Annotated in this window: 10 protein-coding genes; 3 read left to right on the top strand and 7 right to left on the bottom strand. The window is 66.2% G+C overall.

Annotation, left to right across the window (positions count from 1 at the left end):
• Positions 1-130 precede the first annotated feature (130 nt).
• Positions 131-1,069, top strand: coding sequence for a LysR family transcriptional regulator (locus M2395_RS13810; RefSeq protein ID WP_041752006.1), 939 nt, complete (start codon positions 131-133; stop codon positions 1,067-1,069).
• A 3-nt stretch (positions 1,070-1,072) separates the two neighbouring features.
• Here M2395_RS13810 and M2395_RS13815 read toward each other — a convergent pair whose 3' ends face one another.
• From M2395_RS13815 to M2395_RS13845, 7 genes are all read right to left on the bottom strand, one after another.
• Positions 1,073-1,438 carry a 5-carboxymethyl-2-hydroxymuconate Delta-isomerase gene (locus tag M2395_RS13815; RefSeq protein WP_011059824.1) on the bottom strand — a complete coding sequence of 122 codons (366 nt, stop codon included), beginning with the start codon at positions 1,436-1,438 and terminating at the stop codon, positions 1,073-1,075.
• 82 nt (positions 1,439-1,520) lie between these two features.
• Entirely contained in the window at positions 1,521-2,708 is a 1,188-nt protein-coding gene (locus M2395_RS13820; protein WP_015634542.1) for a low temperature requirement protein A, read from the bottom strand.
• 301 nt (positions 2,709-3,009) lie between these two features.
• Positions 3,010-3,930 (bottom strand): LysR substrate-binding domain-containing protein, encoded by a 921-nt coding sequence (locus M2395_RS13825; protein ID WP_011059822.1) that lies wholly within the window; start codon positions 3,928-3,930, stop codon positions 3,010-3,012.
• Between the two features lie 99 nt (positions 3,931-4,029).
• Positions 4,030-5,358, bottom strand: coding sequence for an MFS transporter (locus tag M2395_RS13830; protein WP_015634541.1), 1,329 nt, complete (start codon positions 5,356-5,358; stop codon positions 4,030-4,032).
• 72 nt (positions 5,359-5,430) lie between these two features.
• Complete coding sequence (locus M2395_RS13835; protein WP_011059820.1) at positions 5,431-6,363, bottom strand: 3-keto-5-aminohexanoate cleavage protein; 933 nt, start codon at positions 6,361-6,363, stop codon at positions 5,431-5,433.
• A gap of 99 nt (positions 6,364-6,462) precedes the next feature.
• On the bottom strand, positions 6,463-7,251 hold the full coding sequence (locus M2395_RS13840; RefSeq protein ID WP_011059819.1) for an SDR family oxidoreductase: 789 nt from the start codon (positions 7,249-7,251) through the stop codon (positions 6,463-6,465).
• On the bottom strand, positions 7,248-7,964 hold the full coding sequence (locus M2395_RS13845; RefSeq protein WP_011059818.1) for a GntR family transcriptional regulator: 717 nt from the start codon (positions 7,962-7,964) through the stop codon (positions 7,248-7,250). The genes M2395_RS13840 and M2395_RS13845 overlap by 4 nt, the downstream gene beginning before the upstream one ends.
• A gap of 296 nt (positions 7,965-8,260) precedes the next feature.
• Here M2395_RS13845 and M2395_RS13850 point away from each other — a divergent pair, with 296 nt between their 5' ends.
• Together M2395_RS13850 and M2395_RS13855 are read left to right on the top strand one after the other, a co-directional pair.
• Complete coding sequence (locus M2395_RS13850; protein ID WP_123430216.1) at positions 8,261-10,381, top strand: 3-hydroxyacyl-CoA dehydrogenase NAD-binding domain-containing protein; 2,121 nt, start codon at positions 8,261-8,263, stop codon at positions 10,379-10,381.
• Positions 10,382-10,398: 17 nt separating this feature from the next.
• On the top strand, positions 10,399-11,580 hold the full coding sequence (locus M2395_RS13855) for an acetyl-CoA C-acyltransferase (RefSeq protein ID WP_015634539.1): 1,182 nt from the start codon (positions 10,399-10,401) through the stop codon (positions 11,578-11,580).
• Positions 11,581-11,588 lie beyond the last annotated feature (8 nt).

The following is an 11,588-nucleotide window of genomic DNA, read 5'->3' on the forward strand; positions in this document are numbered from 1 at the left end:
GTTATCGGACATTTATGTCCCGATGCTGTCCGCGAATCCCCGCCCCGGGCATTTAATTAGGACGATCGTTCCGCTAGCATCGATCCGGTTTGCGCGCCACCGGCGCCAGGTGCTCAGCGGGATGGAACGGATGCTCATCAGCAATGTGCTCAGAAAACTCGACATGCAGGACCTCATGGTCTTTATCGCGGTGTACGAGCAAAGCAGTGTCACCGGGGTTTCGGAAACCCTCTGCGTCAGCCAGTCGACCGTCAGCTACTGCCTGAAGAAACTGCGCAACGGCTTCGAGGACGAACTGTTCATCAACACCCGCACCGGCATGCGCCCGACCTACAAGGCCACCAGCATGTACAACCACGTGCTGAGGATCCTGGAGAGCATCAACCTGTGCCACAGCGGTGTGCCGGCCTTCGACCCGACCCGCCAGGCCGTGACCTTCAATCTCTGTGCCCCGGAATACTTCGAGCTGTTGATCCTGCCGCGCCTGCTCAAGGGCTTCGACTACGCCGACCTGCCGGTGACGGTCAACGTGCAGAAGCTGGAAAGTGATATTCCCGCCGAGGACCTGCGCGATGGCAGCGTCGACCTGGTGATCTGTTTCGGGCCCGACTTCCATCGCCGCCACGCCGACTTCAAGTCGCAGATGCTGCTGGAGGACGACCTGGTGTGTGTCTTCGACAAGCGTGCGACCCCGCCCAGGGAACCGCGCTTCAGCCTGCAGTCGTTCATCGAGCGGCGGCACGTGTTTCCCACGCCCTGGACGTCGGACAGCAACATGGTGGACGGCTGGCTGGCGCGCCAGGCCCACAAGCGGCAGATCGTCGCCCGCTCCAACAGCTACAGCGCAGCGCTGAAGATGATCACCGGCACCGACTTCCTCCTCACCCTGCCCCGGCGCATCCAGGCACTGCTGGCCAACGAGGCAGTGTTCAACCATTGCGAGGCCCCCAGCGGCCTGCCGGGATTCAGCCTGGACATGCAGTGGAGCCAGCACACCGATCAGGACAGCGCGCAGACCTGGTTCCGTGAACAGATAGTCAAGGTCTGCGCCGAGCAGGGGCTGGCCTGATCCTCAGCGGCCGACGGCGGCCTTGCTGTAGGACGCGCGGTCGATATCGACGATCTCCACGCACAGTTGCACCTGGACATCCGCCGGCCATGGCGCCAGATCCTGCAACACCGCCAGCAGGCTCTCGGACAACTGCTTCTTGACCTCTGGCGAGCGGCCGCTGAGCAAGGCCAGCTTGACGTGGACAAAGCCGCGCTCGCCAATCCCGGTGCCGACCCGGAACGCTTCGACCTTGACTGCACGGCTCTTGATGTCGAACTCGTCGGAGAACTGCCCGGACGCCACCAGCCCATGATTGAGTCGCAGCAGCGCCTTGTCGACGTCCAGTTGCGGCAGGTTGGCGGTGTATTCCATATGCAGGTGCGGCATGGCAAAGCTCCCGGTCAGTCAGGGGTAAAAAGGCGCTCCATACTACACAACCCGCCCCACGCCGCCGCAGTAGCCGTTAGCCTCATTGCCTGGACGCCGCCCTTTCCCGCAGGGCCAGGGTTTCCCAGGCCGCCACCAGCAGCATCACCAGGGTGGTCAGGCTGCCCAGCGCCAGGGCGGAAAACCACTGGTTCCAGGCCGCGGGCAACAACAGCAGCAAGGCCGCGAGCCCGGCCAGGTGCGACAGCGGCGGCAACGGCCGCTCGTTCATCACCCACTTGAACAGCGCGCAACCGAGCAGGAACAGCCAGGGCCCGCCGACGATCACCAGCACCGCGGCCTGGCTGGCATGCTGCGGGTGCACCAGCACCAGTTCGTCGGCCACCGCACTGACGATGATCCCGGCGACGATCAGCACATGCAGGTAGGTGTAGGCAATACGCGCCTGGCGCCCCGGGTCGCTGGAGTGGGCGATGCGGTGGTGGGCACGCTCGGCGCCGCTGTCGAAATACACCCACCACATGGCAATGCTGCCCAGCACCGCCACCACGAAAGCCAGTACCCCTTCGGCACTGGTGGCCAGCTCGGCGAAGGTGGCGCCGGTGACCAGCAGGGATTCACCCAGGGCGATGATCACGAACAGAGCGCAGCGCTCGGCCATGTGGTTGCCTTCGACATTCCAGTCTTCCAGGGTCGAGCGGCCGAGCCCCGGCACCCAGAAATACAGCGACGGCGACAGCACCTCGATGGCCAGGGCCAGCCCCCAGCACGCCAGGCGCTGCGGGCCTTCGAGCAGGCCACCGGTGATCCAGAAAACGCCCGAGAACATCAGCCACAAGAGGATCCGCTGGAAGTTGCGGGTCATGTTCAGCGGCTCGCCGCGCACTGCCCACAGCGAATAGGCGGTGCGCCCCACCTGCATGAACACATAGGCGCCGGCGAACAGCAGCCCACGCTCGCCGAAGGCCTGGGGAATCGACGAGGACAGCAGCAACCCGGCCACCATCAGCACGAACAGGCCGAGGCGGATCGGCAGGGCTTCCGGGTCCAGCCAGTTGGTGATCCACGAGGTGAAGATCCACACCCACCACACCGCCACCATCAGCAACGCCACCTGCAGCGCTCCGCCCAGGGACAGATGAGCCAGCAGGGAGTGGGACAGTTGGGTCACGGCAAACACGAACACCAGGTCGAAGAACAGCTCGACCATGCCAACCTTGCCGCTGTCGTGGCTGCCACGCCCACGCAACAGGGAACGGGAACGACTCATGGGCAAACTCCACCGATCAATGTTTCAACAGACGATCCACACAGCAAAGCAGCCGCCTGTGCCTATGCCAAGCTGGCGGCCTCCGTTCACTGCGCCGCCGTAGCCGCTGTAGCCTCTGTAGCCGCTGTAGCCTCTGTAGCCTCTGTAGCCTCTGTAGCCTCTGTAGCCTCTGCCGCAGACTGCGACCCGGTCCGCAGGACTGGCAAGGCCGCCCACCCGATCCGCCAGGCATACCGCATGGGCAGGTTTGGGGCCCGCTGCGCGGTCCATCGCAGCCTGCGGCAGCGGCTACCAGGCGCGATTAGCTCGCGAGGGGCGCCCGCTCGCTCATGAAGGCTTCCAGCCGCGAGCGCAGCCAGCGTTCGGCGGGGTCGGTGTCCACATGGCTGAGCCAGACCATGGACAGGTCCAGGGTCGGGGTCTTGAACGGAAACGGCTCGCAGTACAGCTGCCCCGAGGCGGCCATGGCGGCGGCGGCATAGTCGGGCAGGCTGGCGATCAGCTTGGTGCCGGCGAGCAGGGCCGGCAGCGAGCTGTACTGGGGCACCGACAACACGACCTGGCGGGTGCGGCCGATCTCCGCCAGCCACTCATCGGCGAAGCCGGCGACATTGGCGGTGTGGGACACCAGCACATGGGGCCGCGCGCAGTACTCATCGAGGGTCAGCGGTGTGTCGCTGGCATCGGCCCGCAGCACGCTGGGCTGGATATGCCGCAGCAGCTTGCGCTTGGCGTTGGCCGGCAGGCCGCGGGTCTGGCTGATGCCCACGGTGATATCGCCGGACGCCAGCAGGTCGGGAATCCGCCAGTAGTCCACGTGCTGCACCACGACCACCACTTGCGGCGCTTCCTGGCGCAGGGCCCGCAGCAGGGGGGGCAGCAGGCCGAACTCGACGTCGTCGGACAGGCCGATGCGAAAGGTCATGGTGCTGCTGGCGGGATCGAAATCGTGGGTCAGGCTCAGGGCCGAGGACAGTGCGTCCAGGGCCGGCGACAGGTGCTGGATGATCTGCTCGGCACGAGCCGTGGGCTCCATGCGATGGCCGACGCGAATGAACAGCGGGTCGTTGAACATCGCCCGCAGGCGGTTGAGCGCGGAACTGATGGTGGGCTGGCCGAGGAACAGCTTCTCCGCCACCCGGGTGACATTGCGCTCGAGCATCAGCGCCTCGAACACCACCATCAGGTTGATATCGGCCTTGCGCAGTTCATTGCGATTCATTGATGTTGCCCCCGGTCCCCAGACGGGAAGCAGTGTAGAAAGGCCGGAGGGCTGGCGTCCAGGCAAGATCTGCCAAGCGACGCCAACCCCGGGCAGACCTCAGGCGGAGTTTCTCGCCAGCCCACTCGCCCTTTGCTCACAGCGGTCCTCCTGGCCCTGGCGCAAACGCAGTGCCGCCAATGCCGCCACCAGCAGCACCAGGGCAATCACCTTGAGGCCATTCATGGCATTGCCGGTGCTCATCTCGATCGCGCCCATCACCGAAGGGCCGACAAAACCGCCCAGCAGCCCGCAGGAATTGACGAAGCCCAGGCCACCCGCCAACGCCGCGCCTTTGAGCCGTGAAGCCGGGTACAGGAAGATGATCGACTGCACCACGAAGAACATCAGCGCCGCCACGCAGAACCCCAGCAGGCTGAACACCGGCCCGGAAAACGCCGCGATCGACAGCCCCGCCGCCATCACCAGCAAGCCACAGACCAGCAGGCGCCGCGAGCGTTGCGGGCTGTTGGCCAGCCGGGGCAAGGCGATAGCCCCGACGGCTGCGGCGATCCAGGGCAGCGAGGTCAAAAGGCCAACGCTCATGATGCTCAGGTTGCCGTACTTGCCGATGATGCTGGGGAGGAAAAAGATCACGGTGTAGATGGTGATCTGATGGCAGAAGTAGACAAAGATCGCCAGCAGGATCTGTGGCGTGAAGCATTGCCGGAACGAGTGCCCGCCCTGCCCCGCGCCCTCGTCGGCTTCCCGGGCCAGGCGCTGTTCGATGGCCGCCGCTTCCTCGGCGCTCAGCCAGGGAGCACGGCTCGGGCGGTCCGGCAGGCGCCGCCATACCACCCAGGCGAAGAACACCGCCGGCAGGCCTTCGAGCAGGAACATCCACTGCCAGCCGTGCCAGCCCAAAAGGCCGTCCATCTTCATCAGCGCCGCGCCCAGCGGGCCGCCAATGATATTGGCCAGGCACACCCCCAGCAGGAAATAGCCGGTGGCCCGGGCCCGCTGCTGGCGGTCGAACCAGTAGGTCAGGTACAGCATGACCCCGGGAAACAGCCCGGCCTCGGCGATCCCCAGCAGCAGGCGCAGCACATAGAAGGAGGTCTCGCCCTGGACGAAAGCCATGGCAGCGGAGATCAGCCCCCAGGTCACCATGATCCGGGCGATCCAGAAGCGCGCGCCGACCTTGTGCATGATCAGGTTGCTCGGCACTTCGGACAGCGCATAGGTGAGGAAGAACAGTCCGGCCCCCAGCCCGTAGGCCGCGGCGGAAATCCCCAGGTCCACATCCAGCTGATGCTTGGCCAGGGCGATATTGGTGCGGTCGAGAAAACTCAGGACATAGGCCGCGATCAGCAGCGGCATCAGCTTGAGGAACATCAGCCGGGTCAGTTGTTGCGGGTCCCGGGGCGGCGCGGCGGTTGCAGTGTTCATGGGCATATCCCTTTGTAATTGTTATGCGGGATCGCCAGCGCCCGGAAGGCGCCGGCAGCGGGCCTGCGGGGCTTAGAACGCGACCTGGTCGCGTCCCTTGAGCCCGAGCAGGGTGCGGGCTTCGTCCGCCGTCGCCACCCGGCCGCCCAGGGCCTCGATGACGCTGCGGATGCGTCGTACCTGGTCGGCGTTGCTCGCCGCCAGCTTGCCGGGGCCGTCCCACAGCGAGTCCTCCAGGCCGACCCGGGCATGGCTGCCCATGGCCAGGCCCATGGTCGCCAGGGGAATCTGGTTGCGCCCGGCGCCGAGGATCGACCAGTGATAGGCATCGCCGAACAGCCGGTCAGCGGTGCGGCGCATGTGTGCCAGGTCCTCGGGGTGGCCGCCGATGCCGCCCCGCAGGCCGAACACCGACTGGATGAACAGCGGCGCCTTGAGCAGGCCGCGCTCCAGGAAATGCGCAGCGGTGTAGAGGTGGCCGATGTCGTAGCACTCGATCTCGAAGCGCGTGCGGTTCTCGGCACAGGCACTGAGGATATGGGCGATATCGCGGAAGGTATTGCGGAAAATCCGGTCGTCGCTTTCCTCCAGGTACGGCCGCTCCCAGTCGTGCTTGAACTCGGTGAAGCGGTTGAGCATTTCGTACAGGCCGAAGTTCATCGAGCCCATGTTCAGCGAGGCCAGTTCCGGCTTGAACTCCAGCACCGGTTGCAGGCGCTCCTCGACACCCATGGTCGGCGCGCCGCCGGTGGTGAGGTTGATCACCACGTCGCAGGCGGCCTTGATCTGCGGCAGGAAGCGCCGGAACAGCTCGGGGTCCTGGCTCGGCCGGCCGTCCTCCGGGTCCCGGGCGTGCAGGTGGACGATGGCCGCCCCGGCCTCCGCGGCGGCGATGGCCTCGGCGGCGATCTCCCCGGCCGTGACCGGCAGGTGGGGCGACATGGACGGGGTATGAATGGCACCGGTAACGGCGCAAGTGATGATGACGGGTGTTTTTCCAGGCATGACGGTACTCCGACTTTTATTCTTGATGAAAAAAATCCCAGGGTGTCGCTACAGGTTTCAGCGCCGGCGGTCCTCGCCGGCGCGGCCAGCCGGCGGGAGCTAGAGGTATTCGACGTTGCCGTCGACGCTGATCGCCTGGCCAGTGACGTTGCATGCCGCCGGCGAACAGAGGAACAGCGCCATGGCCGCCACGTCTTCGGCACTGACCATGCGCTTGAGGGAGATCTTCTCCAGGTACTGCTCGCGCATCTGCGCCACCGGTACCCCGGTCTGTTCGGCCCGGGCCTGGATCACCGCCTCCATCCGCGGCCCCTCGACTATCCCCGGCAACAGCGCGTTGACCCGGATATCGCTGGCACCCAGCTCCGCCGCCAAAGACTTCATCAACCCGACAATCGCCCATTTGGTAGCGGCATAGGGCGTGCGCCAGGCGTAGCCCAGGCGCCCGGCCACGGAGGCGATGTGCAGCAGGTGGGCCTTGTCCGAGGCCTTGAGCAGGGGCACCGCGTGGTGGGCGAAGCGGTATTGCGCGGTCAGGTTGATATCGATGGTGCGCTGCCAGTCGGCATCGCTGACGGCATCGATGCCCGCGGTCGGCCCGGCAATGCCGGCGTTGTTGACCAGCACATCGAGGCCACCGAAGTGCTGCACCTGAAGCTTGAACAAGGCTTCGATCTGCGCCGGGTCGGCGACATCGGTACGGGTTGCCAGGGCCTCGGGGTAGCGATCGCGAAAGGCCGCCAGGGCCGCTTCACTGACATCGCACACATGCACCTGGGCGCCGGCTTCAAGGTAGGCAGCGGCCAGCACTTCACCGATGCCCGCCGCGCCACCGGAAATCATCACCCGCAAGCCCGGATAAGGCTGCAAACGCTGAAGGATGCTCATGCCCGGCCTCCTTTGCGCTGAGCTGCACCGTCGCTCTTGGCCAGCAGGCGGCCCAGGGAATCCGCCGCCTGCATGATGTCGTCGGTGACCGCCGCTCGCGCCGCCGGGCCATCGCCGGCGACCAGGGCCTCGACGATTCGGTTGTGGGCTTCCATGGAACGTTGCAGGTGGGCCTTGTCCGGCGCCACCAGGGCGAAGCAGGGGCCCATGTGCAGCCAGAAGTTCTCCACGGCGGCCATGGTCAGTTCGGCCCGGGCCACCGCATAGATGCGCCGGTGGAAAGCGAAGTTGGTCCACAGGTAGCGGGAGACATCCACCTCGTCGGCGGCCTTCTGCATCTGCCGGCAGAGATCGGCGATCTCCTGCATATCGGCCTTGTGCAGATGCTGCACGGCCTTTTCCGCCAGCAGCCCCTCCAGGGCCACCCGTGCATCACGGATTTCCCGCAGGCGCTCCACCGTCATCATGCGTACCCGCAGGCGGGAGGTTTCCGTGACCTCGAAGGCATTTTCCGCACTCAAGCGCTGCAGGGCTTCGCGCACCGGCATCGGGCTGGAACCCAGGGCTTCGGCCAGGCCACGAATGGTCAGTTTCTGGCCGGGCTGGAATCGGCCACTCATCAAGGCTTCGCGAATCTGTCGATACACCTGTTCCTGCAAGGTATCGCGAGAAACCTGACGCAAGGTAGGCAGGGGGATAGGACCTTCGGACATGGGGGTGACACCTGTGTTGTGATTCTTGTGGGCAGCAATATGTGATCACAAATCAAATATGTCAAATATTCATCCTCACGTCTCTGAAGCAATCAAGGGCTTAAATCAAGTAAAAAGAATCTTTTTATTCCGCACTGCGAAACATCATTCCGTATTGACCCACTAATTTATTGATGACAGGATTATTTTCACCAGCCGATTCAAACAGCGGAATCCAATCCTGATTTCCGTTCAGCGCCCGGAGCCCCTGGGCAACCATCGGCCTCACGCTGCCCTTTCCTCGGGAGACTGCTGCAATGAGTCGCGACACCGCCCAGCCCTCTGTGGCATCCGCCCTGCACGGCAACATTCTGGTCCTTACCCTCGACAACCCACCGGTGAACGCCCTTGGCGTGGAGGTCAGGCGCGGGCTGCTGGCCGCCCTGGACAGCGCCGCCGACGATCCGACGGTGGCCGCCATCCTGCTGGTCGGCGCCGGGCGCCACTTCTGTGGCGGCGCCGATATTCGCGAATTCGGCCAGACGCCCCAGGCCCCGGCATTGCCAGCGGTGGTCAAGCGCATCGAGGACAGCGCCAAACCGGTGGTGGCGGCCATCCAGGGCGTGGCACTGGGAGGCGGCCTGGAAGTGGCCCTGGCGGCCCACTACCGCCTGGCCCTGGGCAGCGCCCGCCTCGGCCTGCCGGAAGTGCTGCTCGGCCTGCTGCCCGGGGCCGGTGGCACTCAGCGCCTGCCACGCCTGATCGGTGCCCGGGCGGCCCTGGAACTGATGCTCAGCGGCCGTCACCTGAATGCCCGGGAGGCCCTCGACCTGGGGGTGGTGGACCGCCTGGCGGAGGGTGAGGATACCCTGGCTGCCGGCCTGGCCTATGCCCGCGAGCTGGTGGACAGCCATGCCGGCGTGCGGCGCACCCGGGACGCCCGGGCCCTGGGCGATCAGCATCGGCAACGCGAACAGATCAACGCCGCCCGCGAACAGCTCACGCACAAGGCCAAGGGCCTGCTGTCGCCGCAGAACATCATTCGTGCGGTCGAGGCGGCCCTTGACCGGCCCTTCGATCAAGGCCTGGAGGAAGAACGCCGGCTGTTCCAGGAATGCCTCGACAGCCCGCAGCGTGCCGGGCTGGTACACGCCTTTTTCGCCGAGCGCGAAGTGCTCAAGGCCCCGGAAACCCGCATCGCCCAGCCTCGCCCCATCGAACAGGTGGCCGTGGTCGGCGGCGGCACCATGGGCGCCGGCATCGCTGTCTCGGCCCTCGACGCCGGCCTGCAGGTCACCATGATCGAGCGCGACCAGCAGGCCCTGGACCGCGGCCGGGGCAACGTCGAGAAGGTCTATGACGGGCTGATCGAAAAAGGCCGCCTGGATGCCGCCGGCAAGGCCGCGACCCTGGCCCGCTTCCGCGCCAGCCTGGACTACCAGGACCTGGCCCGGGCCGACCTGGTGATCGAAGCGGTGTTCGAGGACATGGCCGCCAAGCAGGCGGTGTTCAAGGAACTGGACCGGGTGTGCAAACCTGGCGCGGTACTGGCCAGCAACACCTCCTACCTGGACCTCAACGCCATCGCCGACAGCGTCTCGCGGCCTGCCGATGTCATCGGGCTGCACTTCTTCTCCCCCGCCAACATCATGAAGCTGCTGGAGATCGTGGTCCCGGCCAAGGTCGCACCGGACGTGGTGGCCACGGCCTTCGAACTGGCGAAGAAACTGCGCAAAGTGCCGGTGCGTGCCGGGGTCTGCGATGGTTTCATCGGCAACCGGATCCTCGCGGTCTACCGCCAGGCGGCGGACTACATGATGGAGGACGGCGCTTCGCCCTATCAGATCGACCAGGCCCTGCGCGACTTCGGCTTCCCCATGGGGCCCTTCCAGGTGGCCGACCTGGCCGGCGGCGACATCGGCTGGGCGACGCGCAAACGCAAGGCCGCCACCCGCAATCCCGACGCGCGCTACGTGCAGATTGCCGACCGCCTGTGCGAGCGCGGCTGGTTCGGACACAAGACCGGCCGTGGCTACTACCTCTATGCCCAGGGCCCGCGCAGCGCCACCCAGGACCCGGAAGTCCTGGCCATCATCGACGCCGAACGGGCCCGGGCCGGCATCACGCCCCGCACCTTCGGCAACCCGGAGATCCTGCGGCGCTACATGGCGGCGATGATCAACGAAGGCGCCAACGTGGTGCACGAAGGCATCGCCCTGCGCCCCCTGGATGTGGACATCACCTTTATCCATGGCTACGGCTTCCCGCGCTATCGCGGTGGCCCGCTCAAGTACGCCGACCAGTACGGCCTGCCCCAGGTGCTGGCGGACATCCGCGAATTCGCCGAACAAGACCCGCTGTTCTGGAAAGCCTCGCCGCTGCTGGAGCAGTTGGTGGAGCGCGGCGAGAACTTCGACAGCCTCAACCACAGCCATTGACTCAAGGAGCACGCGCCATGCGCGAAGCCGTCATCGTATCCACCGCACGCACGCCCCTGACCAAGGCCCACCGCGGCGAATTCAACATCACTCCCGGCCCGACCCTCGCCGCTTTCGCGGTACGCGCCGCCGTGGAACGGGCCGGCATCGACCCGGGGCTGATCGAGGACGCCATCCTCGGTTGTGGCTACGGCGAAGGCACCACCGGGCGCAACGTCGCGCGCCTGGCGGTGGTCCGCGCCGGCCTGCCCATCGGCATCGCCGGCACCACGGTGAACCGCTTCTGCGCCTCCGGCTTGCAGGCCATCGCCATGGCCGCCGGGCGTATCGTGGTCGATGGCGCCCCCGCCATCATTGCCGGTGGCGTGGAAAGCATCTCGCAGATCCGCGGCCGCGGCAGCGACGACCCGGACCTCGATCCCTGGCTTGTGCAGCACAAGCCGGAGCTGTTCCTGCCGATGATCGAGACCGCGGACATCGTCGCCGCGCGCTACGGCATCAGCCGCGAGGCCCAGGACCGTTTCTCGCTGCGCAGCCAGCACAAGACCGAAGCGGCGCAACGGGCCGGGCACTACCGCGAGGAAATCATTCCCTGCACCACCACCATGGCCGTGACCGACAAGCAGAGCGGCGAGGTCAGCCAGCACCAGGTCACGGTGGACGCCGACACCTGCAACCGCCCGGGGAGCACTTACGAGGCCCTGGCCAAACTGGAACCGGTGCTGGGCCCGCAGCGCTTCATCAGCGCCGGCAACGCCTCGCAACTGTCCGACGGCGCCTCGGCCTGCGTACTGATGGAGGCCCGAGAAGCGGCCCGCGCCAACCTGCAACCACTGGGCGTGTTCCGTGGCATGGCGGTGGCCGGTTGCGAACCCGACGAAATGGGCATCGGCCCGGTGTTCGCCGTACCCCGGCTGCTGGCCCGGCACGGCCTCAAGGTGGACGACATCGGCCTCTGGGAACTCAACGAAGCCTTCGCCTCCCAGGCGCTCTATTGCCAGCAGCGGCTGGGCATCGCCGATGAATGCCTGAACGTCAACGGCGGGGCCATCGCCCTCGGCCACCCGTTCGGCATGACCGGTGCGCGCCTGGCCGGCCATGTGCTGCTCGAAGGTCGGCGCCGCGGGGTCAAGTACGCCGTGGTCAGCATGTGCATTGCCGGCGGCATGGGCGCCGCCGCGCTGTTCGAAATCTATTGAGGACGCCG

Source organism: Pseudomonas sp. BIGb0176, assembly GCF_024810175.1.
GTDB lineage: Bacteria > Pseudomonadota > Gammaproteobacteria > Pseudomonadales > Pseudomonadaceae > Aquipseudomonas > Aquipseudomonas protegens.